At 62.7% G+C, this 24,895-nt stretch carries 22 protein-coding genes; 6 read left to right on the top strand and 16 right to left on the bottom strand.

The window, feature by feature from the left end:
* The first annotated feature begins 3 nt into the window (after positions 1–3).
* A complete protein-coding gene (locus tag NE547_RS04305; RefSeq protein ID WP_186907647.1) occupies positions 4–303 on the top strand; it encodes a hypothetical protein in 300 nt (99 codons plus the stop codon).
* Positions 304–438: 135 nt separating this feature from the next.
* On the opposite strand, the gene clpB is transcribed toward NE547_RS04305, so the two are convergent.
* Together clpB and NE547_RS04315 are read right to left on the bottom strand one after the other, a co-directional pair.
* On the bottom strand, positions 439–3,069 hold the full coding sequence (clpB, locus tag NE547_RS04310; RefSeq protein WP_186907648.1) for an ATP-dependent chaperone ClpB: 2,631 nt from the start codon (positions 3,067–3,069) through the stop codon (positions 439–441).
* Between the two features lie 112 nt (positions 3,070–3,181).
* Positions 3,182–3,610: an Hsp20/alpha crystallin family protein gene (locus tag NE547_RS04315; protein ID WP_186907649.1), complete on the bottom strand. Its 429-nt coding sequence runs from the start codon at positions 3,608–3,610 to the stop codon at positions 3,182–3,184.
* 303 nt (positions 3,611–3,913) lie between these two features.
* Here NE547_RS04315 and NE547_RS04320 point away from each other — a divergent pair, with 303 nt between their 5' ends.
* Positions 3,914–5,299: an MATE family efflux transporter gene (locus NE547_RS04320; RefSeq protein ID WP_256174872.1), complete on the top strand. Its 1,386-nt coding sequence runs from the start codon at positions 3,914–3,916 to the stop codon at positions 5,297–5,299.
* 60 nt (positions 5,300–5,359) lie between these two features.
* Here NE547_RS04320 and NE547_RS04325 read toward each other — a convergent pair whose 3' ends face one another.
* Positions 5,360–5,761 (bottom strand): hotdog fold domain-containing protein, encoded by a 402-nt coding sequence (locus tag NE547_RS04325; RefSeq protein WP_186907651.1) that lies wholly within the window; start codon positions 5,759–5,761, stop codon positions 5,360–5,362.
* A 164-nt stretch (positions 5,762–5,925) separates the two neighbouring features.
* On the opposite strand from NE547_RS04325, the gene NE547_RS04330 reads away from it, so the two are divergent.
* Positions 5,926–7,119 carry a pyridoxal phosphate-dependent aminotransferase gene (locus tag NE547_RS04330; RefSeq protein ID WP_256174873.1) on the top strand — a complete coding sequence of 398 codons (1,194 nt, stop codon included), beginning with the start codon at positions 5,926–5,928 and terminating at the stop codon, positions 7,117–7,119.
* A gap of 52 nt (positions 7,120–7,171) precedes the next feature.
* Here the strand turns inward: NE547_RS04330 and NE547_RS04335 are convergent, their stop codons facing one another.
* A complete protein-coding gene (locus NE547_RS04335; protein WP_186907653.1) occupies positions 7,172–7,741 on the bottom strand; it encodes an ECF transporter S component in 570 nt (189 codons plus the stop codon).
* A gap of 218 nt (positions 7,742–7,959) precedes the next feature.
* Positions 7,960–9,360 (bottom strand): uracil-xanthine permease family protein, encoded by a 1,401-nt coding sequence (locus NE547_RS04340; RefSeq protein ID WP_186907654.1) that lies wholly within the window; start codon positions 9,358–9,360, stop codon positions 7,960–7,962.
* Positions 9,361–9,716: 356 nt separating this feature from the next.
* On the opposite strand from NE547_RS04340, the gene NE547_RS04345 reads away from it, so the two are divergent.
* Positions 9,717–10,976 (top strand): diaminopimelate decarboxylase, encoded by a 1,260-nt coding sequence (locus tag NE547_RS04345; RefSeq protein WP_186907655.1) that lies wholly within the window; start codon positions 9,717–9,719, stop codon positions 10,974–10,976.
* Positions 10,977–11,125: 149 nt separating this feature from the next.
* Here the strand turns inward: NE547_RS04345 and ppk1 are convergent, their stop codons facing one another.
* The 3 genes from ppk1 to NE547_RS04360 all read right to left on the bottom strand — a co-directional run bounded on the left by ppk1 (position 11,126) and on the right by NE547_RS04360 (position 14,481).
* The gene (gene ppk1 / locus NE547_RS04350; protein ID WP_256174874.1) at positions 11,126–13,267 is read right to left on the bottom strand and encodes a polyphosphate kinase 1; all 2,142 of its coding nucleotides are present in this window, start codon (positions 13,265–13,267) and stop codon (positions 11,126–11,128) included.
* Entirely contained in the window at positions 13,260–14,168 is a 909-nt protein-coding gene (locus NE547_RS04355) for a phosphatase (RefSeq protein WP_186907657.1), read from the bottom strand. The genes ppk1 and NE547_RS04355 overlap by 8 nt, the downstream gene beginning before the upstream one ends.
* A gap of 88 nt (positions 14,169–14,256) precedes the next feature.
* Complete coding sequence (locus tag NE547_RS04360) at positions 14,257–14,481, bottom strand: DUF6774 domain-containing protein (RefSeq protein WP_186907658.1); 225 nt, start codon at positions 14,479–14,481, stop codon at positions 14,257–14,259.
* 310 nt (positions 14,482–14,791) lie between these two features.
* Here NE547_RS04360 and NE547_RS04365 point away from each other — a divergent pair, with 310 nt between their 5' ends.
* On the top strand, positions 14,792–15,925 hold the full coding sequence (locus NE547_RS04365; protein ID WP_256174875.1) for an aldo/keto reductase: 1,134 nt from the start codon (positions 14,792–14,794) through the stop codon (positions 15,923–15,925).
* Between the two features lie 183 nt (positions 15,926–16,108).
* On the opposite strand, the gene NE547_RS04370 is transcribed toward NE547_RS04365, so the two are convergent.
* The 3 genes from NE547_RS04370 to NE547_RS04380 all read right to left on the bottom strand — a co-directional run bounded on the left by NE547_RS04370 (position 16,109) and on the right by NE547_RS04380 (position 19,476).
* Positions 16,109–16,522 (bottom strand): VOC family protein, encoded by a 414-nt coding sequence (locus NE547_RS04370; RefSeq protein WP_256174876.1) that lies wholly within the window; start codon positions 16,520–16,522, stop codon positions 16,109–16,111.
* A 294-nt stretch (positions 16,523–16,816) separates the two neighbouring features.
* A complete protein-coding gene (locus NE547_RS04375) occupies positions 16,817–17,023 on the bottom strand; it encodes a YdeI/OmpD-associated family protein (RefSeq protein ID WP_256174877.1) in 207 nt (68 codons plus the stop codon).
* Positions 17,024–17,097: 74 nt separating this feature from the next.
* Complete coding sequence (locus tag NE547_RS04380; RefSeq protein WP_186907690.1) at positions 17,098–19,476, bottom strand: phosphoketolase; 2,379 nt, start codon at positions 19,474–19,476, stop codon at positions 17,098–17,100.
* 202 nt (positions 19,477–19,678) lie between these two features.
* On the opposite strand from NE547_RS04380, the gene NE547_RS04385 reads away from it, so the two are divergent.
* The gene (locus NE547_RS04385) at positions 19,679–19,903 is read left to right on the top strand and encodes a hypothetical protein (protein ID WP_256174878.1); all 225 of its coding nucleotides are present in this window, start codon (positions 19,679–19,681) and stop codon (positions 19,901–19,903) included.
* Between the two features lie 271 nt (positions 19,904–20,174).
* On the opposite strand, the gene NE547_RS04390 is transcribed toward NE547_RS04385, so the two are convergent.
* The 5 genes from NE547_RS04390 to NE547_RS04410 all read right to left on the bottom strand — a co-directional run bounded on the left by NE547_RS04390 (position 20,175) and on the right by NE547_RS04410 (position 24,862).
* Positions 20,175–21,041 (bottom strand): hypothetical protein, encoded by an 867-nt coding sequence (locus NE547_RS04390; RefSeq protein ID WP_256174879.1) that lies wholly within the window; start codon positions 21,039–21,041, stop codon positions 20,175–20,177.
* Positions 21,042–21,044: 3 nt separating this feature from the next.
* Positions 21,045–22,388 (bottom strand): MATE family efflux transporter, encoded by a 1,344-nt coding sequence (locus NE547_RS04395; protein ID WP_256174880.1) that lies wholly within the window; start codon positions 22,386–22,388, stop codon positions 21,045–21,047.
* 107 nt (positions 22,389–22,495) lie between these two features.
* Entirely contained in the window at positions 22,496–23,056 is a 561-nt protein-coding gene (locus NE547_RS04400; protein ID WP_256174881.1) for a GNAT family N-acetyltransferase, read from the bottom strand.
* An 81-nt stretch (positions 23,057–23,137) separates the two neighbouring features.
* A complete protein-coding gene (locus NE547_RS04405) occupies positions 23,138–24,442 on the bottom strand; it encodes a 2-hydroxyacyl-CoA dehydratase (protein WP_186907664.1) in 1,305 nt (434 codons plus the stop codon).
* 132 nt (positions 24,443–24,574) lie between these two features.
* Entirely contained in the window at positions 24,575–24,862 is a 288-nt protein-coding gene (locus NE547_RS04410) for a hypothetical protein (RefSeq protein WP_186907665.1), read from the bottom strand.
* Positions 24,863–24,895 lie beyond the last annotated feature (33 nt).

The raw sequence follows: 24,895 nt of genomic DNA on the forward strand, positions 1-24,895 counted from the left end.
ATCATGAAACTCTGGGATATCGCGCATTCCCGTACCGGTGACAAGGGCAACATCTCCAACGTGTCCCTGATCGCCTATGACGGCAAGGATTATGAGATGCTCAAGGAGAAGGTCACCGCCGAGCGGGTGAAGGAGCACTTCAAGGGCATCGTCAAGGGCGAAGTGGTCCGCTATGAGCTGCCCAACATCCACGCGCTCAACTTCGTCATGTACGCCGCCCTGGGCGGCGGCGTGACCCGCTCCCTGTCCGTGGATATGCACGGCAAGGGCCTGAGCTCGTACCTGCTGGATCTGGACATCTGAACGGGATCGGCTGCCCCTTCCCGCAGCCCTTCCCGATCCGCCCCAAACGATGGGCCGCAAGACCGCCGCGGGGCTCCGGAATCAATCCGGAGCCCCGCGGCGGTTTTGACCGATGGAGCAAACCTGAGCGGACGCTTATGCGTCCACCACTTCGCCCCGCAGCACGGTATGGGACGAAACGGTCAGCTGGCCGTCCACACAGTCTACGGTGAGGGTCTCGCCGGGAGCGGCCTCGTCGGCAATGATCCTGCGGCTGATGAGCGTCTCCACCGTATGCTGCACGAAGCGGCGCAGGGGCCGGGCACCGAAGGCGGGGTCGTAGGCGCTGTCGATGATGAAGCGCCGGGCGCTGTCGGTAAGGGTCACGGTGAGCTGTTTCTCCGCCAGGCGGCCGTTGAGCTCGGCTGTCAGCAGGTCGATGATGCGGGTGATGTTCTCCTTGGTCAGGGGTTTATAGAAAACGATCTCGTCCAACCGGTTCAAAAACTCGGGACGGAAGGAGTGATGCAGCAATTCCGTGACGGCCTTCCGGGCCGCTTCGGTAATTTCCCCGCCGGCGTCGATGCCGTCCAGCAGATACTGGGAGCCCAGGTTGGACGTCAGGATGATGATGGTATTCTTGAAGTCCACCGTGCGGCCCTGGCTGTCTGTGATACGCCCGTCGTCCAGGACCTGGAGCAGTACGTTGAACACGTCGGGGTGGGCCTTCTCCACTTCGTCGAACAGCACCACGGAATAGGGATGGCGGCGCACCGCCTCGGTGAGCTGGCCGCCCTCCTCGTAGCCCACGTATCCCGGAGGGGCGCCAATGAGCCGGGAGACGCTGAACTTCTCCATATATTCGCTCATGTCGATGCGCACCAGGTTCTTCTCACTGTCGAACAGAGCTTCGGCCAGAGCCTTGGCCAGTTCCGTCTTGCCTACGCCGGTAGGGCCCAGGAACAGGAAGGAGCCGATGGGGCGGTCCGGGTCGGCGATCCCCGCCCGGGAGCGGAGGATGGCCTCGCTGACCAGGCGCACGGCCTCGTCCTGACCCACGACCCGCCGGTGGAGGATGTCCTCCAGGTGGAGCAGCTTCTCCCGCTCGCCCTCCATCAGCTTGGCCACCGGGATGCCGGTCCAGCGCTCGATGATGCGGGCGATCTCTTCCTCCGTGACCTTATCCCGCAGCAGGGAGCGGGCTCTGCCCTCGTTGGCGATGGCCTCTTCGGCCTCCAGCTGCTTTTTCAGCTCGGGAATCCTGCCGTACTGCAGCTCCGCGGCCCGGTTCAGGTCGTACTCCCGCTGGGCCTTCTCCAGCGCGGCGTTGGCGGCCTCCAGCTCCTCGCGGAGCTTCTGGACCTTGCCGATGGCGTTTTTTTCGTTTTCCCACTGGGCCTTCTTGGCGTTGAACTCGTCCCGCAGTTCGGCCAGCTCCTTCCGGATCTCGGACAGATGCTCCTGGGACAGGGTATCATCCTCTTTTTTCAGGGCGGCCTCTTCGATTTCGTGCTGGATGATCTTCCGCTGGATCACGTCCAGCTCGGTGGGCATGGAGTCAATTTCGGTGCGGATCATGGCGCAGGCCTCATCGATCAGGTCAATGGCCTTATCGGGCAGGAAGCGGTCGGTGATATAGCGGTTGGAGAGGGTGGCGGCGGCGATGATGGCGCCGTCCTGGATCTTCACGCCGTGATAGACCTCGTAGCGCTCCTTCAGGCCGCGGAGGATGGCGATGGTGTCCTCCACCGTGGGCTCGTTCACCAGGACGGGCTGGAAGCGCCGCTCCAGCGCCGCGTCCTTCTCGATATACTGGCGGTATTCGTTGAGGGTGGTGGCGCCGATGCAGTGCAGCTCGCCCCGGGCCAGCATGGGCTTGAGCAGATTGCCCGCGTCCATGGCGCCCTCGGTCTTGCCGGCCCCCACGATGGTGTGCAGCTCGTCGATGAACAGGACGATGCGGCCTTCCGATTTTTTGACCTCGTTCAAAACGGCCTTCAGGCGCTCTTCAAACTCGCCCCGGTACTTGGCGCCCGCAATCAGGGAGCCCATATCCAGGGCAAAGATGGTCTTGTCCTTCAAAGAAGCGGGCACGTCGCCCTTCACGATGCGCTGGGCCAGCCCTTCGGCGATGGCGGTCTTGCCGACGCCGGGCTCGCCGATGAGCACGGGGTTGTTCTTGCTCTTGCGGGAGAGGATGCGGATGACGTTACGGATCTCGTCGTCCCGGCCGATGACCGGGTCCAGCTTGCTGCTCCGGGCCCGCTCCACCAGGTCGGAACCGTACTTTTTCAGCGCGTCATAGGTCTCCTCCGGATGGTCGGAAGTGACCCGCTGGTTGCCCCGGACATTGGTCAGCGCCTGAAGGACGCCCTCCCGGGTGACGTTATAGGTGCGGAAGAGCTCCTTGAGCGCCCGGTCGGCGGTATCGACCAGCGCCAGCAGCAAATGCTCCACCGAGACGTATTCATCCTTCATGCCGGCGGCGATGGACTCGGCCGTGCTCAAAGCTTTGTCGACCCCGGCGGAGACGTAGAGCTTGCCCTGCTCCCGGCCGGAACCGGAGACCCGGGGCAGTTTTTCCACCTCCGCTTTGACCGCGGCGGTGAGGGAGGGGACCGTGAGGCCCAGATTGCCCAGCAGCTGCGGGATCAGGCCGCCCTCATCGGCGAGCAGCGCGAGCAGAAGATGCGCCTGCTCGATCTGCTGGTTGCCGTATTCGGTGGTCAGAGCCTGGGCGTTCTGTACGGCCTCCAGGGATTTTTGGGTATAGTTCTGCGCGTTCATATCGCGTCACGTCCTTTCGAAAAACGAAATTGAAAAAACCGGAAACGGGGCGCCGGCCCCCCGCCGGCGCCCCGTTTCCGTAAGGTTCCGGTTGGGGATAGCGCGCAACAGGTTACTCGATGGCGATCCGGCGGCTTTCCGGCACGGCGGGAACCGTCTTGGGCAGGGTCAGCTCCAGAATGCCGCTTTTATAGGCGGCGGTGATGGCGGTCTCATCGATGCCGGTGATATCGAAGGAACGGGTGAAGCAGCCGTACCGGCGCTCCCGGCGGATGTAGCTGCCCTTGCCGTCCTTCTGGTCGCTGTGCTCCTGATGGGCGGCGGTGATGGTCAGGATACCGTCCTTCACGTCCAGGGAGATATCCTCCTTCTCAAAGCCGGGCAGCTCCGCCTCCAGGACGAATTTGTCGCCGTCGTCGCGGATGTCGGTGCGGAAGGCGGGCAGACTGGCATTGCTGCTGCGGAAGAAATTGCGGGTGAAGTTATCAAAGGTGTCAAACAGATTGTCGTCGCTGCGTTCGAAAGGAAGCATACCAAACATAAAAAACTCTCCTTTTCCAGTTGATTTGTTGGGAAAATAGATTAGCAAATAATTGAATCAAGTGCTAAACACGAAACAAAAGCATGGCGTTCAACCTCTTTCCGGGGCCATACGGCCCGCTGAATCTCTTTTTCTGATGTTTAGTATAGGGCCGTTTTGTGAACAAATATACACGTAATTGTGGCCAAATTGTAAACATTAGCACTCGTAGTTGAAGAGTGCTAACGGAAAGACGCCCTTTACGCGGCGAAGGAAAAGGGGTATAATCGGCTGGACTGCGTACAAAAGGTGGCGAATCATGCGATGAAACGAACCAATGACCTGGGCCGTGATCCTGTGTTCCCGCTGGTGTGCCGGCTGGCCATTCCAACCATGCTGGCCCAGCTGGTCAGCGTGCTTTACAGCATCGTGGACCGGATCTACATCGGCAATCTCCCGGTCATCGGGGACCTGGCCCTGGCAGGCGTGGGGGTATGCGGCCCCATCGTGACCCTGCTCTCCTCCTTTGCCACCCTGGTGGGGCTGGGAGGCGCGCCCATTCTGGCCATGCGTATGGGGGAGGGCAATCCCAAACAGGCGGGGCGGGTCCTGTCCAACTGCTTTTTGATGCTTCTGGCGCTCTCCGGCGCCCTCACGGCCCTGTTCCTGCTGAGCAAGGAGCAGCTGCTGCTGTGGTTCGGGGCCAGCGCGGATACCTTCGGCTATGCGGACACCTATCTGACGATCTACACCGCAGGCACCTTTTTTGCCCTGATGGCGGCGGGGATGAACAGCTTCCTCATCGCCCAGGGGTTCTCCGGTCTTGGGATGGCCACAGTGGTGCTGGGGGCGGTGCTCAATATCGTACTGGACCCGCTCTTTATGTTTGGACTGGATTTGGGCGTGGCCGGTGCGGCCCTGGCCACGGTGCTCTCCCAGATGGCCTCCTGCGGTTTCGTGCTGACCGCCCTGCTGCGGCCGAAGATGCCCGTCCCCCTGCGCTGGGGGGGCTTTTCCCGGTCCATCATGCTGCGTGTGCTGGCGTTCGGATTGTCGCCCTTCCTCATCATCGCCACCGACAGCATCCTGCTCATCGTCCTGAATACGGTGCTCCAGCGCTACGGCGGGGCCGAGCTGGGGGACGCCCTTATTACCTGCGCCACCATCGTGCAGAGCTATCTGCTGCTCATCACCATGCCCATGGGCGGCCTGACCCTGGGCACCCAGCCGGTGATCAGCTTCAACTACGGCGCGGCCAGAGCCGACCGGATCCGGCAGGCAATGAAGTCGATCGTGGGGCTGTGCCTGGCATTCTGTGTGGGGATGACGCTTGTGACCCACACGCTGTCCCCGTATTTTGTCCGGCTGTTTACCCAAAGCCCGGAGCTGATCGAACGCTCGGTGCGGTATATCAAGATGTTCACCGCCATGATCATCCCGCTGGCCGTCCAGTATCCTCTGGTGGATGAGACCACCGCTCTGGGCCAGGTACGGCTGGCCCTGTTCTGCTCCCTGTTCCGCAAGTCGGTCTTCCTGGCGGGGCTGCTGCTGCTGCCCGCCCTGTTTTCGGCGGAAGCGACCTTCCTGTCCGAGCCCATTGCCGACGCTGTGGCCGCGAGCGTCACCACCTGCCTGTTCCTGCGCATCATCCCCAAGGTGCTGGAGCGGCGCGTCCGTGAAGCCGGGGCAGACCCGGCGCCCCGGCCCTGAAATGAGACAAGCGGCCCGGCGCATCAGCGCCGGGCCGCTTTCCAATGGATGTAACAGGGATCAGGGTTCTTTCCGCTGGCACTTCTTGGGCGTTACGCAGGTGCCCTCAGCAATGGCCACTACGATGGGCTCGTCCAGGAAATCGGCGGCGGAGTCGCTGATGTCGGGGCGGGGAACGGCCACCTTGCGGGCCTCGAACTTCATCTTGCGGGAGGTATTGCCGATGTGGGTGATCTCGCCGTAGGCCTCGATAAAATCACCGGCATACACGGGCGCCTTGAACTCGATGTTGTTATATGCGCAGAACAGGCCCTCGTCGCCGTCGCACTTGATCAGCAGCTCGGTGGCTACATCGCCGAACAGGTGCACCATGTGGGCACCGTCCACCAGATTGCCGCCGTAGTGGGCGTCCTTTGCAGACATGCGCAGACGAATCATAGAGGTGTATTTCTTCTCATCCATGTCGATCCACTCCTACTAAAATATTTTTTGCAGGAATTCTTGCCTTCCCTATTCTACGTCTTTCCGAAGGGGTTGTCAACCGGGGAAATTCGTGCTACAATGCGCTTATCCGCTTTAAAGCGCAAAAGCGCCTGAGGGGAAAGAGAAGCAAGGGAGCTTAAAGTATGGTTTCGGAACATATGGTAAAGCTGGGGATGAACCGCAACATCATGCGGGAGATCTTCGAGCATGGAAAGCGCCGGGCCAAGGTCGTGGGCGCGGGGAACGTATTGGACTTTTCCCTGGGCAACCCCAGCGTGCCGCCCCCGGCCAAGGTGAACGACACCATCCGGGCCGTGTTGGACGGGCCGTTGCACGACAGTGTCCACGCCTATACCAGCGCCCCTGGCGACCAGGGCTGCCGGGACGCGATCGCCGCCTCGCTGACCCACCGCTTCGGGGTGTTCTGCACGGGGGACGAGCTGTATCTGACCGTGGGCGCCGCCGCCGCCCTGTGCTGCTGCCTGTTCGGCCTGCATACGCCGGGGGATGAGTTTATCGTCATCGTGCCTTATTTCACCGAATACCGGGTATTCATCGAGAGCGCCGGGGCGAAAGCGGTGGAGGTTCCCGCCGCGCCCGGCACCTTTGATCTGGACCTGGCCGCCATCGAGGCCGCCATCGGGCCCAATACGAAAGGCATCCTGATCAATTCGCCCAATAACCCCGCGGGCGTGGTCTATCCCGCCGCCACCATCCGGGGGCTGGCTGATCTGCTGCACCGCAAAAGCAGCGAGTTTGGAAATCCCATTTACCTGATCTCCGACGAACCCTACCGGGAGGTGGTCTACGACGGGGTGGAGGTACCCTGGCTGCCCGCCTATTATGAGAACACTCTGGTGTGCTACTCCTACAGCAAGTGCCTCTCCCTGCCCGGCGAACGCATCGGCTATGTGCTGGTGCCCCAGAGCGTGGAGGACTGGGCCCGCGTGTACGCCGCCGTGGCCGGCGCCGGGCGGGGCATTGGGTACATCAACGCGCCCAGCCTGTTCCAGCATGTGGCGGCCGCCTGTGACGGCCTGACCGCCGATCTGAGCGTCTATGAGACCAACCGCAACCGGCTCTACCGCGGGCTGACGGAGATGGGGTATACCTGCGTCAAGCCGGACGGCACCTTCTATTTGATCTTCCAGGCCCCGGACCTGGATTCCATGGCCTTTTCCAAGCGGGCCATGAAGTATGACCTGCTGGTGGCGCCGACCGACACCTTCGGCTGCCCCGGTTATCTTCGGGTGGCCTTCTGCGTGGATACCGGACGGGTGGAAAAGGCCCTGCCGGTCTTCCGCAGGCTGGCCCAGGAGTACGGATTGTGCAAATGAGCAGAGAACTCCCCGCGGGCGGCGCCAGCCGCCCGCGGGGAGTTCTCTGCCTTCAGGCGATTTTCAGGTGCGCACGCTTGAGGGCGGCGCGGATGACCAGGCACAGGGGCGGGGCGATGAGGATGGCCACGGCGGCGTTGAACAGGGAGGCGGGGACCTTCAGCGGCAGGATGCCCACGGCAACGGCAGGCGGAAGCCCCTCCACCAGCAGGCCGTCGTATGCGAAGCACTTGAAAAAGTAGAGCACGTAATAGGCGATGCAGCCGCATACCGCGCCGGCCAGACAACGGGGATAGCGGGGAGCCTCCCGATGGGCGGCGCTGCGCAGGACCCAACCGGCCGCCAGGCCCATGATCCCCTTGGTGAGAAAGGTGATCCAGCACTCGGCGGCAAAAAGAGGGTTGGTCAGGTCGTACAGGGCGGAGCCCAGACCGGAGGCCAGCCCGCCTGCAGGGCCCAGCAGCAGGCCGGACAGACAGCACATGATATTGGCCAGGGTAAAAGAGGTTTTGCCGCCGATGGCAATGGGCAGGATGATGCGCAGATAATTGCTGACAAAGACCAGAGCGGTCATCATTCCCAGGACAGCCAGAGAAACGGCGCTCATGCGGCGATTTTTCATGACGAAGCACTTCCCATCTCAATTCTTCGGACCCCATTATATCCGGGAACTGACTATACTTCAAATGCCAGATTTTAAAAATATAATAAGGTCAGAAAAGGTTGGAATGCGGAAGAAGCGACCGGCGTGCGGAGGAACACAGCGAGTGCCCTGCCTGTACAGGCAGGGCACTCGCTGAAAACCGGAAGCGCGCGGCCGCCGCTTTGGGCCGGGCCGGATCAATACCGTCCAAAGTCGCCGGAGCGGCCCTCGGTCACGTCGGCGCCGAACTCGTAATCCTTGCCGGGCAGGATGGCGTTGAGCGCGATGCCGGCAATGGCGGCGATGGCCAGGTTGGTCAGGGTCACATGGGCCTCGCCGATGGAGAAGGTGATACCGCTGGAAAAGCCCAGACCGCACACCAGGATGACGGCGGCGATGATCAGGTTGCGGGAGTTGGTGAAGTCCACCCGGTTTTCCACCACGTTGCGTACGCCGATGGCGGAGATCATGCCGTAGAGGATGAAGGATACGCCGCCGATGATGGCGGTGGGGATGGAGTTGACCAGGGCGGCGAAGGCGGGGGAGAAGGACAGGATCACCGCGTAAAGGGCGGCCAGACGGACCACCTTGGGATCATACACGCGGGAGAGGACCAGAACACCGGTGTTTTCCCCGTAAGTGGTGTTGGCGGGGCCGCCGAACAGGCCGGCCAGGGAGGTGGCGATACCGTCCCCGATGAGGGTGCGGTGCAGGCCGGGGTCCTGAATGAAGTTTTGGCCCACGGTGGCGGAGATGGCGGACATATCGCCGATGTGCTCCATCATGGCGGCGATGGCGATGGGAGCCATGACCAGGATGGAGGTCACGTCAAACTTGGCGATCGAGCCGCCGAAGTCGGTGATGAAGGGCTGGAAGCCAAGGATCCGGGAGGCCGCCACGGAGGAGAAGTCCATCAGAGGCACCACCTCGCCGGCGGCATTGAGGGCGGTGGCGCCCATGGCGCTGGCGATCACGGCCACGAGATAGGGGACCACCACACCCAGGAGGATGGGGATGATCTTGATCATGCCGCGGCCCCAGATGTTGCAGACCACGATGACCGCGATGGACAGGATGGCCAGCCACCAGCAGGAGGAGGCGTTGGTCACGGCGGAGGGGGCCAGGTTCAGGCCGATGAGGATGATGATGGGGCCGGTGACCACAGGGGGGAGAAAGCGCATGACCCGCTTGACGCCCACCAGCTTGATAATGGCGGCCAGGATGACGTACAGCAATCCGGCGACCACGATGCCGCCGCAGGCATATTGAAGCTTGACGGCCGGGTCCATTCCGGCGTATTTGCCGGTGTCCAGGGCCGCCACGGCGGCAAAGCCGCCCAGATAGGCGAAGGAGGAGCCCAAGAAGGCGGGCACCTTCATTTTCGTGCAGACGTGGAAGAACAGAGTGCCGATTCCGGCGAAGAACAGAGTGGTCTGGATGGACAGGGGCAGGCCGTAGCCCTGGACCAGAATGGGGACCAGGACGGTGGCGCCGAACATGGCGAACATGTGCTGAAGGCCCAGAATGAGCATCCTGGGCAGGCCCAGCCGGCGGGCGTCATAGATCGGTTCGCTTCCGGTGATGTGTTTCTTTCCCATAGTTTTCTCCTCTCTCATATCCCGTGGACGGCGCTTGTGCAGAAAAAAAGCAATCACCCTTCCCAAAGGAAAAGCAATTGCCCATCAAACGGAACAAAACGCGGGGAAAACGGGAAACAGTTTCATACACACTGCAGTCCTGTTCACGTCTGCCCGCCTCCGTCCACTCTAAAGTCTGCTCTATACTAGCAGAAATCGCGCGATATGGCAAGGGGAAATTTGCGGGATTTGTTACTTTACCAAAAGAAAGCGCGAAAGCGGGGGCGGGGTTGGAGCTTCTGCGGATTGACAGGGTCCGTGCCGGTCCGGTAAAATTGAATTTACCATTTGTTTTACTAAGGTAAGGTGAACGCCCTATGAAAAAGCCCTTCGTTACGCTGGAGCAGCTCCAAGGCATCACGCAGGCCTATCCCACGCCCTTTCACCTCTATGATGAGAAGGGAATCCGGGAGAACGCCCGACGGCTGAAGGAAGCGTTTGCGTGGAACCCGGGGTACCGGGAGTATTTTGCCGTCAAGGCCACGCCCACCCCCGCGATCCTGAAGCTGCTGCGGGAGGAGGGGTGCGGCGTGGACTGCTCCTCGCTCACCGAACTGATGCTGGCGGAGAAATGCGGCTTTTCCGGCCGTGAGATCATGTTCTCCTCCAATGAGACCCCGGCGGAGGAGTTTGCGCTGGCGGCCCGGCTGGGCGCCACCATCAATCTGGACGATTTCACCCACATCGACTTTTTGAAGCAGACCATCGGCTTTATCCCGGAGACCATCTCCTGCCGCTTTAATCCGGGCGGCGTGTTCCGCCTGGGGGAGAGCAAGGAGGGCTTCCAGGTCATGGATACGCCGGGGGATTCCAAGTACGGTTTTACCCGGGAACAGCTCTTTGAGGGATTTCGAACGCTCAGGAGCATGGGGGCCAAGCGCTTCGGGCTCCATGCGTTTCTGGCCTCCAATACCTTGTCCAACGAGTATTACCCGGCCCTGGCCGCCATCCTGTTCCGGCTGGCGGTGGAGCTGCGGGATCAGACGGGGGCCGACGTGAGGTTCATCAACCTCTCCGGCGGCGTGGGCATTCCGTACCGCCCCGACCAGAGCGAGAACGACATTGCGGTCATTGGCGCAGGCGTGCGGAAGGCCTATGAAGAGATCCTGGTGCCTGCGGGGATGGGGGACGTGGCCCTCTGCACCGAACTGGGCCGCTTCCTGCTGGGGCCCTACGGGTGCCTGGTCACCCGCGCGATCCACGCCAAGCACACCTATAAGGAGTATATCGGCGTGGACGCCTGCGCCGCCAACCTGATGCGCCCCGCCATTTACGGGGCGTACCACCACATCACCGTCATGGGCAAGGAGGACGCGCCCTGCGACCATAAGTACGACGTGGTGGGCTCCCTGTGTGAAAACTGCGACAAATTCGCCGTGGACCGTATGCTCCCCCGGATCGACAGGGGGGATCTGCTGGTCATCCATGATACCGGCGCGCACGGATTTTCCATGGGCTATAACTACAACGGCAAGCTCCGCTCGGCGGAGCTTCTGCTCCAGGCCGGCGGCGGGGTACGGCTGATCCGCCGGGCCGAGACTCCGGAGGACTATTTTGCCACGATGGTGTTTGAATGAGTGACGGGCAGCAGCGCCGGGAAGGGCGATGCCGCCCGGCGGGAACAGGGGCGCCGGCAGGCGTGCCGCCCCTGTTCTTACCGATTTCTGTGGACGCAAGGGCGGGCGGGGAGACCTGCCTGAAAGGGTGGGCTATGGGCGCATGACTCTTATTTCAGCCGTGCCAGCAGCCGTTCCAGCAGGCCGCGGCGGCGCTCTTGGGAAACAGGCGGGTGGGCGGCGGCCTCTTGAGCCTGCGTCACGGCCTCGGCCATCATGGTCGCCTGAGCGTCCAGGACGGGCGCTGCTTCGGGTCTCGGGATGGGGGAATAGCTCCCGTCGGGACCCAGCAGCCGGGCTTTTGCATTGTCGGTACAGAGCAGGGTGATATAATGGGCGATCTGCCGCCGGATGGCCGGGTCGAGGACGGGGCAGGCGATCTCCACCCGCCGTTCGGTATTGCGGGTCATAAAATCGGCCGAGCCGATATACATACTGGCGTCCTCGCCCGTACCGAAGGCAAACACGCGGGGATGCTCCAGAAAGCGCCCCACGACGGAAAAGATCCGGATATGGTCGGTCAGGCCGCTCACGCCGGGGCGCAGACAGCAGATGCCCCGTACGTTCATCACCACCTCTACGCCCGCCTGGCTGGCTTCGGCCAGCTTGTCGATGAGCTGGCGGTCGGTCACGGAGTTGACCTTGATGAAAATGTGGGCGGGGATCCCCTGACGGGCCTTGGCGATCTCCTCCTCCATCTTTTCCAGCAGCCTGGGCTTGAGGCTGCTGGGCGCCGCCAACAGGTGGTGATACGTGCCCTCCAGGTTGGATGTGGCCATGTTCTGGAAGAAGGACGCCGCGTCGGCGCCGACGGCGCTCTGGGCGGTCATCAGACAGAAGTCGGTGTAGAGCCTGGCCGTCTTCTCATTGTAGTTGCCCGTACCGATCTGAGTGATGTATTGGATGTGGGAGCGCTCCCGCCGGGTGATCAGACAGATCTTGGAGTGGACCTTGTATCCCTCAAAGCCGTAGAGCACCGTGCACCCGGCCTCCTCCAGCCGCTCTGCCCAGGCGATGTTGTTCTGCTCATCGAACCGTGCCCGCAGCTCCATGAGGACCGTCACATCCTTCCCGTTCTCTGCGGCGGCGGCCAGGTACTCCACCAGCTTGGCGGTAGAAGAGAGCCGGTAGATGGTGATCTTGATGGAGAGCACCGCGGGGTCGGCGGCGGCTTCCTTTACCAGCTTTAAAAAGGGCTCCATCGTATGGAAGGGGTAGTAGAGCAGCACGTCCCGCCGGAGGATCTGCGGGATCAGCGGCTCGCCCTTCACCAGCTCCCGGGGCCACTGGGGCGTGTACTTGGGATAGCACAGCGCGGCGACGGTCTCCGGCGGCAGGAGCGTCTCCAGCGCGTACACGTAGCCCAGCGCCAAAGGGGCGCGGGAGGAGAAGACCTGGGCGGGGGACAGCTCCAGCCGGCGGCAGAGGAAGTCGGTCAGGGCCTGGCCCGCTTCGCCCTGGATCTCCAGACGGACGGGGGAGAGGCGTGCGCGCTTTTTCAGCACCTTCTGCATGTGTACCCGAAAGTCCTCGCCCACGTCGTAATCCTCGTCCTCCGGGCTGATATCGGCGTTGCGGGTAACGGCCACGACGCATTTGGACTCCACCTCGTAGGTATCAAAGAGCGTTTCGGCATAAAACAGGACCACCTGCTCCGTAAGCACATAGCGTACGCCCCGCTCCTCCAGACGCAGGAAGGGAGGAAGCGCCCTCGGTATGGGCACCAGCCCGAAGCAGGACTGACCCTCCCGCCGGAGGGAGAGCGCCACCGTCAGGGCCTTGGAAGGCAGGTGGGGGAAGGGATGATGGGCGTCCACCACCATGGGAGAGAGCACCGGAGCCACATAATCCCGAAACCAGCGCTCCACCTGCTTGCGGCCCTTCACGTCCAGTTCCTCCACGCCCAGGCTGCAGATATTGCAGGAGCGCAGGCGCGTCTCCAGCTGTGCGAAGGTCTTGTCCCGGCGCTTGTAAAGGGGCGGTACCGCCCGGCACACAGCCTGGAGCTGTTCGGTGGGGGTCAGGCCGCTCTTGCTGTCCACATGCGCCTGCCTGGAAAGGGTCATGTCGTAAATGGAGCCGACCCGGATCATGAAAAATTCGTCCAGATTGCTGGTAAAGATGGCGGCGAACTTCAGCCGTTCAAACAGCGGCACGGATTCGTCGGTGGCCTCTTCCAGCACGCGTTCGTTGAATTTCAGCCAGGAGAGCTCCCGCTCCTGGGTATAGCGCGTATCCACGGCTTTAGTCATGCTGCGTTACCCCCATCACACGGTTCATAAGATAACCCTCCCGCACGCCGCAGGCGCTCACCGAGACGGTCTCGACCCCATAGGACTTCATCACGGCGTTGAGAATGATGAGGCCCGGCAGAATGGTATGCACCCGGTCGGGCGCGGAGCGCAGGATCTGCCGAAGCGTGTCCCGGTCCCCTTTTTTCAGCCCCTTGTAAAGGGTCTGCAGCTCTCCGGCGGGGATGATCCGGTTGTCCGGGTCCGTTCCGGCCAGGTCGTTGCACAGCTTGGCGGCGGCCCGTATGGTGCCGCCCACGCCGGTCAGGTGCCTGCACCGGACCTTGGCGGTCCTGGCGCGCTCCAGCTCGGCCTCCACCTGCTCCCGAATGGCGCGGCGCTCCTCCCGGGTGGGGAAGAGGCCCGCCACATACCTGGTGTACAGGGACAAGGAACCCATGGGAAGCGAGCAGCCGGAAGAGATGCGTCCGCCGTCATAGGCCACAAGCTCCGTCGAGCCGCCGCCGATGTCGGTCAGCAGGCCGGAAGAAGCGCCGCCTCCCGCGGCGGCGCCCTGGAAGGAAAGCGCGGCCTCGTCCGCGCCGGAGAGGACCTCCACGGTCAGGCCGGTCACCTCCCGTATGGTCTGCACAGCGTCCTCGGTGTTGACAATGTTGCGCAGAGAGGCGGTGCCGAAGACGTACAGGTCATGGAGGCCGAAGTTATCCAGCAGGGCGCGGAACCCGGCCAGCGTCCGGCAGGCCACCAGGATGCCGCTGTCGGAGAGCGCGCCGTCCTTGATATAGCCTGCCAGCCCGGCCATCACTTTTTTGTTCAGCAGCAGCTTGAACTGCGTCCCCTCCCAGCGGTAGATGGACAGCCGGATGGTGTTGGAGCCTACGTCCGCAATGCCGCATTTCATGGAAAGCACCTCGCTTTGTTCGGATTGGTTTGCATTCGCCTTAGTTTACGCGCTTTCCGGGCGGATATCAATGGGATTTACGAAAGCTTTACATGGGATCCGTGTCCGTATCCGCCGCGGCGCCGGCCTCCAGGCAGCAGGCTTCCTGTGCCGCGCGCCGGGCGGCGATCAGCGCCAGATTGTCCCCCAGCACGGTGAAAAAGGCCGCCAGTACGCCCAGCTCATCGTTGGACCGGTCCTGGGCCAGCTGGAAGGATACCAGCGCGGCGATGACCAGAAGCGCTTCTCCGGAAGGGCCCGATGTACATGCCATTTCGCCACCTCCTCTGCCCATTTTACGGCGAAAGCCGCCAAAGGTGCCGGTGGACGGGCGGGAAGCGCTGTGGTATAATAGCCGCGATACGGCTGCTATACCGCTTTGACCGGCACGGTTCGCGCCCGCCCTGCGGCCTTCCGCCGCGAAGGGGGCCGGATACCGAGAAGCGCCCCGCATTTCGCGGTATCCCGGCGGCGTTAGCGCCTGTTTCAAAACCGAAACGGCGTCGGATGACGGCCGTTTTGCCGTTGTGCGCCCCAATGGCCGCCGGTTTGGCGGACGACGAAGACGAGCGGGAGGAGTTTTTATGGAATACCGTACTTGGCCGGCGCTGGATGCCAGGGTCTCCCTGTTGGGCTTCGGCTGCATGCGCTTTCCCACGGACGATGCGGGATGCGTACAGGAGGACGCTGCCGCCGCCATGCTCCGCCGGGCGCTGGAGGCGGGGGTCAATTACATCGACACCGCCTATTTTTATCATGAGGAGCAGAGCGAGCGCGTCCTGGGCCGCGTCCTGGCGGACGTGCCCCGGGAGCGCTATTACCTGGCCACCAAGCTGCCTACCTGGAAGGTGGAGTCCCTGGAGGACGCACAGCGCTTCTTCACCACTCAGCTGGAGCGGCTGAATACGGATCACTTTGACTTCTATTTGCTGCATACCCTCAACCGGGACCGCTGGCGAGCGATGGTGGAGCTGGGCGTGGTGGACTGGTGTGTCCAAAAGCAGCGGGAAGGGGCGATCTGCCGCTTCGGGTTTTCGTTCCACGACGGGTATGACGTCTTCGAGGAGATCCTGAGTTTCCGGAAATGGGATTTCTGCCAGATCCAGTTCAACTATCTGGATACGGATATCCAGGCGGGCGAGCGGGGATATGCGCTGGCGGAGCAGCTGGGGGTGCCGCTGGTGATCATGGAGCCGGTGAAAGGGGGCGCGCTGGCCGATCTGCCGGAGGATCTGGCCGCCCGGCTGCGGCGGGCGCGTCCGGGCGCGTCGATGGCCTCCTGGGCCCTGCGCTGGGCGGCCGGCCGCGCCAATGTGCTCACCGTTCTCAGCGGGATGAGCACCCTGGAACAGGTGGAGGACAATGCGGCCACCTTTACCCGGTTCCAGCCCCTGACGCAGGCGGAACTGGCCTTGGTGGAGGAGACGGCCGCGGCCCTGCGCGCGCGGGTGAAAAACGGCTGCACCGGCTGCCGCTACTGCATGCCCTGCCCTGCCGGAGTGAATATCCCGGAAAATTTCCGACTGTGGAATCAGACGGCCAAGACCCAAAACGGCGCCTCCGCCTGGCGGCCCTGGCATGTGAATTTCGGGGAGGAGGACAAGGCAAAAAACTGCGTGCGCTGCGGCAGGTGCGTTCCGCTCTGCCCCCAGGGCATCCCCATCCCGGACGATCTGGCCCGCGCCCAGGCGGAGCTGGACGCCATCCCCAAACCGTAGAAGCGCTCGGGACCGCGTTGACGCCCTGCCGCGGCCGGAACGCCTGAAAAGCGCCCCGCCCCCTTTCCTCCGCTTCGGTTCGGAGGATGGGGGCGGGGCGCTTTTACGATCTTTTGGCAGGGGAAAACGGGCGCCTTGGCAGATCGGAACAGGGCCGGGCGCCGTTTCCGGCCCGCGTGCATATTACCGCGGGCCTTCCTCAAAGACCTCGATCAGGTTGCCGGCGTTGTCGGTGATGAATACGTCGTACGTGCCGTCGATCTCGGCGACCTTGACGATGGATACGCCCAGCGCCTCCAGCTCGGCCTTGGCTTTGGGGCCGTCCACAACGCCCAGGGCCATGTGCTTGTTTCCGTGGGTCATCAGATCCGCATTGGGAACGCTGCGCCCGGCGGGCAGAGGATGGGCGCCGGGGACCTGGAAAAGCTCCAGCTGAAAGCCGGGGCCCTGCATATGGCTGACCTTCGCGTCGATGCCGGGGATCACGGAGCGTTGGATGACGGTAAAGCCAAAGATCCGCTCATACCAGGCGATGCTCGCCTCCAGATCGGGCACGCTGATGGCAAAATGGTTGATGCCGTTGACGGCGATGGGCATAGTACCCCTCCTGTCCAGCTTACTATGGAGGTATGCTGATGCATACGGAACAAAGCCAATTGGCTTTGTTCCGGTGCAGGGTTTTTGGCAGATGAGCCGGAAAACCTTGCACCTTCCGCTGGAGCAATACGGCGCTCCAGTGGAAACACGAATAAATCGCTTGGCGGTTTATTCAGCAGACATTATTATAGCGGATCTGGGGGAAAATGTACAGAAAAAAGCGCGGCGCAGCGAGGGCGTCCCCCAAGGCCCCGGCCTTTTCCAGACGTCCCGCTGCGCCGCCCCGCTGGGGCGTCAGAAATCATACTGCCCGCCCGTCAGGCTGCGGACAAAGGCCTGCATCTCGTCCTTGGAGTTGATGGTGTGGGTATGCTCGATCAAATCCCGCTGCCGGTCGGGGGAGAGCTCGGAAAAGTAGGCCATGGCCTGGGGATACTGGGCCAGCGCCATTCCGAAGCCCATGGGCAGTTCCGCAATGGGGTTGAAGCCTTCCTGATACATAAGCAGTCTCCTTTCCTTCAGCGCTTAGTATGCGCAGAAAGGCGCGGGAGTAACCGCTATGGCGGAGGAATTGATCAAATACCCGCCCCGCCGTTCCATTTCCAGTCCCGGATCTCGGGCATGTCCTCGCCGTGGGCGGTGATATACTGCTTGTGCTCCACCAGCTTGTCCCGCATGAGCTGGATCAGGAACGCGCCCCGGTTGCCCAGCTGGGGCAGACGCTTGACGGTGTCGATGACCAGATCGAAGCGGTCGATGTTGTTCTGCACCCGCATGTCGAAGGGGGTGGTGATGGCCCCCTCCTCCTTGTAGCCCCGCACGTGCAGGTTTTTATTGCGGCGGCGGTAGGTCAGCTCATGGACCAGGGTGGGGTAGCCGTGAAACGCGAAGATGATCGGCTTATCGGCGGTGAAGATGGCGTCGTAATCCTCGTCCCGCAGGCCGTGGGGATGCTCGGTATGGGGCTGGAGCTTCATCAGGTCCACCACGTTGACGACCCGCAGCTTGATCTCGGGCAGATACTTGCGCAGGATCGTCACGGCCGCCAGGGTCTCCAGCGTGGGAGTCTCCCCGCAGCAGGCCAGCACGGCGTCGGGCTCGGCGCCCTGGTCGTTGGAGGCCCACTGCCAGATACCGATGCCGTGGGTGCAGTGCTTGACCGCCTGGTCCATCGTCAGCCACTGGGGGCGCGGGTGCTTGGAGGTGATCATGACATTGACGTAATTCCGGCTTTTGATGCAGTGGTCGAAGATCCACAGCAGGCAGTTGGCGTCGGGGGGCAGATAGAGACGCACCACGTCGGCCTTTTTGTTGGCCACATGGTCCAGAAAGCCCGGGTCCTGGTGCGTGAAACCGTTGTGGTCCTGCTGCCAGACGTTGGAGGAGAGCACATAGTTCAGCGATGCCACATCCTGCCGCCAGGGCAGCTGGGAGGCCACCTTCAGCCATTTGGCGTGCTGGGAGACCATAGAGTCCACGATGCGGATAAAGGCCTCATAGCTGTTGAAAAACCCGTGCCGCCCGGTGAGCAGATAGCCTTCCAGCCAGCCCTGACACAGGTGTTCGGAGAGCATGGCGTCCATAATGCGCCCGTCGGGGGAAAGCAGCTCGTCCCCCTCCAGCTGCTGGGCGTCCCAACGGCGGGGGCTGGCCTGGAAGGCGGCCTCCAGCCGGTTGCTCAGGGCTTCGTCCGGGGCAAAGACCCGGAAGTTCCGGGCCTTGGCGTTGAGTTTGAGCACGTCCCGCACATAGGGGCCCAACTGGGCCATATCCTCCGTCTCCACCGCGCCGGGGGCGGGCACGTCCAGAGCGTATTTGGTGAAATCCGGGGTGCGCAGGTCCCGCAGCAGCAGTCCGCCGTTGGCGTGGGGGTTGGCCCCCATGCGGCGTTCCCCATCAGGCATCAGTGCGCGGAGGATAGGGGCGGGCGCGCCGTTTGCATCGAAGAGCTCCTCCGGATGGTAGCTGTGCAGCCAGTCCTCCAGCATCTGCAGATGCTCCGGGTGGTCCTGGTCGATGGGCAGGGGGATCTGGTGGGAACGGAAGGTACCCTCTACCGGTATGCCGTCCACCCGGGCGGGGCAGGTCCAGCCCTTGGGCGAGCAAAAAACGATCATGGGCCAGCGGGGGCGCTCGGTCTCCCCGTTTTCCCGGGCGCTGACCTGGATGCGCTGGATCTCACGGATCGACCAGTCCACAGCCGCGGCCATCCTCTGGTGCATCTGCTCCGGGCTGCCGCCCTCCACAAAGCGGGGCGTCCAGCCGCAGCCTTTGAAGAAGTCCTCTGCCTCGTCCCGCGTGATGCGGGCAAAGACGGAAGGACTTGCCATCTTATAGCCGTTCAGATGCAGGATGGGCAGCACGGCGCCGTCGGTGACGGGATTCAAAAACTTGTTGGAGTGCCACGCAGCGGCCAGAGGAGCGGTCTCCGCCTCTCCGTCGCCCACCACGCAGGCGGCGATCAGGTCGGGGTTGTCCATCACCGCGCCGAACGCATGGGAAAGGGAATACCCCAGCTCGCCCCCCTCGTTAATGGAACCGGGGGTCTCGGGAGCACACTGGCAGCCCACGCCGCCGGGGAAGGAGAACTGCTTGAACAGACGGCGCATTCCCTCCTCGTCCTGGCTCACATTGGGATAGAGCTCGCTGTAGGTCCCCTCCAGGTAGGTCTGGGCCACCGCGGCGTTTCCGCCATGGCCGGGACCGCAGACGTAGATCATGTCCAGGTCATAGCGGAGGATGGCCCGGTTCAGGTGGGTGTAGATGAAATTCTGCCCCGGCACGGTGCCCCAATGCCCCACGATGTGCTTTTTCAAATGCGCGGGCTTGAGTGGTTCCCGAAGCAGGGGGTTATCCAGCAGGTAGAGCTGGCCTGCGGAGAGATAGTTGGCCGCACGCCAGTATGCGTCGATCTTTTTGAGCATGTCCTGGGTCAAGGGCCCCTTCTTAGACATGCGGGTAGAAGTTTTAGTGGTGAGCTTGGCCTTGTTGATGGCAGGTTTGGCCAAAGTAACGACCCCCTTAACCGAGATTATCATGCTGCTTATTATACATCGGGAGGATGGAAAAAGAAAGAGCCGGCTTTTGAAAAAAGGCTTGACGTGGAGTGCGCTCTAAGTGATAAGGTATTTGTATCCGGAAACTGGAGGCGGCGCCATGGAAGAGGGCGGCGGCGGCGCGATGTTTCCCCAGGGAGAGCCAAACCCCTTCGGGGGGGTTACAGGCCGGGGCGATCTGAATATGCTGGCGGAGCAGGGCGTAGCCATCGGCAGCGTGACCTTTGAGCCTGGCTGCCGTAACCACTGGCACATCTGTCATGCGCAGCGGGACGGAGGACAGATCCTGCTGTGCACCGGCGGACAGGGCTGGTATCAGGCGTGAAACGGCCGCAAAACGGGACGGATAAAACAGAGAAGGAGCAATCATAATGTCGGAAAGCGTATTACTGCTGTCGGCCAGCCCCCGCAGGGGCGGAGCAGCGGAACCAACTGGCGGCACATATGGCCGATCTGCAGGCGTCCCTGGACCGGCTCAATGATAAGATCGAGCGCTGCGAGCAGGGGCGGATGACCGGGGAGAAGCAGCTTCTGCGGCAGAATCGAACGGACTGAGGCTGAGAAAAGGCGCGGCATTGCCGCGCCTTTTCTGCCGCTTATACGCCGCCTAAGGCGGTGAGATGTAAGTGCTCCAGAGAAACAGAGGCCCCGTCGTAGCGCACGTCGGCCGTAACGGAGGCAAAATAGCACGGAGTACCCAGCCCCTGAAGGAGCACCCCCGTCCCATACACGCCGGTAAAGCTTCCGTCCCGGTAGCGATAGAAGGTCCGGTCGAGAAAACAGAGCGGAGCATCCCCGGCGGGCTCCGGATCCTGGTCTCCCAGACGGTAGGAGACGCGCTCATCCGGTAAGGCGGCGGTGACGGTACGGCTGCCGGGATCGTAGGCGTACGCCACTTGTTGGGCCAGCAGCGCGTCCGCATCGGAGTCGGTGAGTCCGCAGTCGGTCCAGCCGCCGCCCTCCTCCGGCGCATAGAAGTGCAGCTCGAACACATGGCTGCGGGTGTGGTTGCGTATCATGTACTTGACGGCCAGCTCCGATGCGCCGTCTCCGTCAAAATCCGCCCACCAGAGCTCCGGAAGAACGGGTTCCACCGCGGGGAGGTACGCCTGGTCGAAGGGGGTCAGGGTATCGCCCCGGCGCAGAAGTACGCCGGAGAAGTCGGCGTCCTCCAGGACGCTCCCGCCATAGCCATACAGGGCGATGTCCTGTTCCGGCAGTTCCGAGAGCAGATAAAACGCCTGAGCGCCTGCAAGGATCTCCTCCGGCGCGGCGGGTACGGCGGGAAGGTCGTCCACGGTGACGCCCTCCCACCAAAGCGGCTCGGGCGCGGCGGTGGGAAGCGGCGGCTCCACAGGCGCGGGGCCTGGCGTGTCCGGCGCGGGGACCGGCTGAACCGGAGACCGCGCGCAGCCGAAGAGAAGCAGGGACAGCAAAAGCAGTGGAAGCAGCAGCTTTTTCATGGCTTATTCCTCCAATCGGGCAAGCTTGGTGCGGTAGAGGCGGCGGTAAAGGACCAGGGCCAGCAGACTGGAAAAACCTTCGGCCAGGAGGAAGGACAGCCAGATCAGGCGGGGGGCGAGCAGACCCAGCACCAGCGCTGCGGGCAGGAGAAGGACCACCTGCCGCAGCAGGGAGAGGATCAGACTGAGCATGGGACAGCCCAGGGCCTGGAAGGAGGAGCTGAAGATGATGCCTACCGCCGCAAACACGAAGGAAAGGGATACCAGCCGCAGGGCGGGCACGCCGTCGGCCAGGACGGCGGCGTCGGCGTTGAACAGGCCCAACAGCGGGCCGGGAACGAGCAGGAGCAGCAGCGTGCCCGCCGCCAGGAGACCTGCGGCGATGATCAGGGCAAAGTGGATCAGGCCTGTAATCCGTTCGCGCTTTTTGGCGCCGTAATTGAAGCTGACCACCGGGATCAGGCCGTTGTTGAGGCCGTAGACCGGCATGAAAAGGAAGGACTGGAGCTTAAAATAGGCGCCCAGGATAAACACGCCGGTGGCGGAGAAAAAGGACAGGAGCTTATTCATCCCCAGGGTCATGACGGTGGCCAGAGACTGCATGACCATGGCGGGAAAGCCGATTTTCAGGATCTCCAGAATGACGGAACGCGAGGGGCGGAAACCGCGCGCCTGGAGGACGAGCACCCGGCTGCGGCGCACCAGAAGCAGACCTACGGTCATACCGACCAGCTGTCCGATCACGGTGGCCAGGGCGGCCCCGGCCACCTCCAGGCGGGGGAACGGCCCCAGACCGAAAATGAGCAGGGGGTCCAGGAGCAGATTGACCACCGCGCCGATGCCCTGGATGCACATGGGCCCCACCGCGTCTCCGCTGGCCTGGAGCACCCGCTCCCCCGAAAACTGCATACACACGCCGAGCGAGCCCGCGGTGACGATGGCAAGGTACTGACTGCCGTAGTCGACGACCTGCGGTACGTCGGAGAACAGCGCCAGAAAGGGGCGGCTGAACAGCACGCCCGGAATCAGAAAGATCAGCCAGCAGCACAGGTAGAGGAAGTAGCCGTTCATTGCCACGGCGCTGGCCTCGGCGGGGCGGCGTTCCCCCAAGCGGCGGGAGAGTATGGTGTTTACGCCGACGCCGGTCCCCACGCAGATGGAAATCATCAGGGTCTGTACCGGATAGGCCAGGGACAGCGCCACAAATCCGTCGGTGCTGAGCTGGGCCACGAACATGCTGTCCACCAGATTATACAGGGCCTGGATCAGCATGGAGAGCATCATGGGCCATGACATATGCAGCAGCAGCCTGCGTACCGGCATGACCGCCATTTTGTTTTCTTCCAAAGGAATCCCTCCGTAAAACCGGTCCGCCCCAAAGAAACATCGGGGCGCATCCATGCGCCCCGATTCCAGCCCCCGGGCGGCGTGGCGGCCCGCCCGGGGCGAACGCGTTACAGCGCTCTGGTATAGCGAAGGTCCACACAGACGGTGTCGTGGGGAAAAACGATATCCTCCCGGGTGCCGTTCCAGGAGAAGCCGTGGCGCGCATAGAAACGGCGCGCACCCTCGTTTTCCCGCAGCACCATCAGATAGACGCCGGGAAAGCCGTGTTCCCTCAGCCGCCGCAGGACCTCATCCATCAGCAGGGAACCATAGCCCCTGCGTTTCTCATCCGGGTGGGTGTAAAAAGAGATGATCTCGCCCCAGCCCTCATATCCCTCCGAACGGAAGGATACCAGGCTGTTCTGCGCAGGCCCCGGACCCATGCGGGCCGGGCCGTAGGTAGCGCAGGCCACTGGGGTATCGTCCCGGCAGAGAAGAAGGCCGCGGCAGCGGCCAGTCTCGTAATCCGCATGAAAAAAGGGGATCCAGCGCTCATCGGTGATCTCGTCGGCGATGTAGTCCGCGGGGATCGCGTCCGAATATGTGCTCCGCCAGCCCAAGGCGTGGAGCAGGCTCATGGCCGCGAAGTGCTCCCCAGTGCAGGCGTCCGTAAAATGCAGATGGTCCATAGGGATCTCCTCCTCCGCCCGGCCCAGGGCGGGCGCGCGGCTGCGCCGGGACCCTCCGCGCAGACGCCGGTGAAGCGAAACTCAGACCGGGGCGCGCTCCGCCCCGGCCTGCCGCTGAGGCTCCTGTTTGGCCAGCCCCCGGGCATTGGCCAGCATCAGCTTAATGCGGTTTTCCTGGTTGATCTTGGTGGCGCCGGGGTCGTAATCGATGGCAACGATATTGGAATTGGGGTAATCGTCCTTGAGCTTGCGGATCATGCCCTTGCCTACGATGTGATTGGGCAGGCAGCCGAAGGGCTGGGTGCAGACGATGTTGGGCGTTCCGGAGTGGATGAGCTCCAGCATCTCGGCGGTGAGCAGCCAGCCCTCGCCCATCTTGTTGCCCTCGCCCAGGTAGCCCTGGATCAGGCGGCGCAGGTCCTCAAAGGTACCGGGCGCCCGGAAGCCGCCCTTCTCCATGGCGGCGATCATGGCCCGCTGGCACTTTTCGACATAGCCCTTAAAAATCTGGCAGACCTTCTTTTTCAGCCAAAGGCCGCCGTAAATGCCCACGTCCACCTCGCGGTTATAGATCTTGAAGATGATAAAGTCGGTCAGACCGGGCACCACCGGCTCAGCTCCCTCGGAAAGGAGAAACTGCTCCAGGTTATTGTTGCCCAAAGGGGAATATTTGATGTAGATCTCGCCCACCACGCCGACCCGGGGCTTGGCCTCGCCCGCCACAGGGATCGCCTGGAAGGCGGCCACCAGCTTGTCGAAGTTTTCCACCATGCTCTGGAAGGAAAGACCCTCGCCCCGGTTCATCGCCTCCAGAAGGGCTTTTTCGCAGGCGTCGATGGTCTGGTCGGTCTGCCCGGAGGCGACCTCGTAGGGCCGCACCTGGTTGGCGCACTGGACGATGAGATCCCCGTACATCATGGCGAAGATGGCCTTGCGCAGAGTGCCAAGGCCCAGCTTGAAGCCGGGGTTGGGCTCCAGGCCGGAGAGATTGATGGAAATGACGGGGATGAAGCTCAGATCGGCTTTTTCCAAAGCCTTGCGCAGCAGATGGATGTAGTTGGACGCGCGGCAGCCGCCGCCGGTCTGGGTGATCAGCAGAGCCACCTTATGCAGGTCGTACTTGCCGCTTTTCACCGCGTCGATGAGCTGGCCGATGACCAGCAGGGCGGGATAACAGGTGTCGTTATGGACGTATTTGAGGCCCTCGTCCACGATGCCCCGATGATTGGTGGTGAGCATCTCCACCCGGAAGCCTTCGGTCTCCAGGATGCGGGCCATCAGGCCAAAGTGTACGGGCAGCATGGTGGGGAAGAGCAGGGTATATTCCCGCTTCATCTCCTTCGTGAACAGGAGGCGCCCGTTCTTGTCGTATACTAACTCAGCCATGTTTCAGGTTCCTTTCGGTATTGCGTATAAATATCCAAAGGCGGGGCGAAAACCCGCTCCGATGGCTACGTTTTGAGAAAGAATATGGCTCTGGCCGTGCGGTAAAAGGGTACGATCTCCCGGCGGAGCAATTCATCCTTCAAAAGCGCGGTGAGGTTGACCGCCAGCCCCCAGCGGCACGGTCTCCGGGCAGGGGAGAGACGGAAGGCAGAAGTGACGGGCGTCTCCGATCTCGTAGCCGAAGGGGGCCAGGCCCGCCTCGATCCGCCGGCAGTTCTGGGGGAGAAAGAGCCATTCGGCCTGTCGGGGCAGCAGGGTTTCCCCGGCCCGGGGGAGCAGACGCTCCCGGCAGGCTGCCGCCAGCTTGCCGTTTAGAACGGCGATCTCCCCAAAAGGCGTGCCGCCGCTGTACGCCCGCATTCCGGACCGATCCTGCCCGGGGAGCGCCACATT

It is taken from the genome of Flavonifractor sp. DFI.6.63 (assembly GCF_024462255.1).
Classification (GTDB): domain Bacteria; phylum Bacillota; class Clostridia; order Oscillospirales; family Oscillospiraceae; genus Lawsonibacter_A; species Lawsonibacter_A hominis.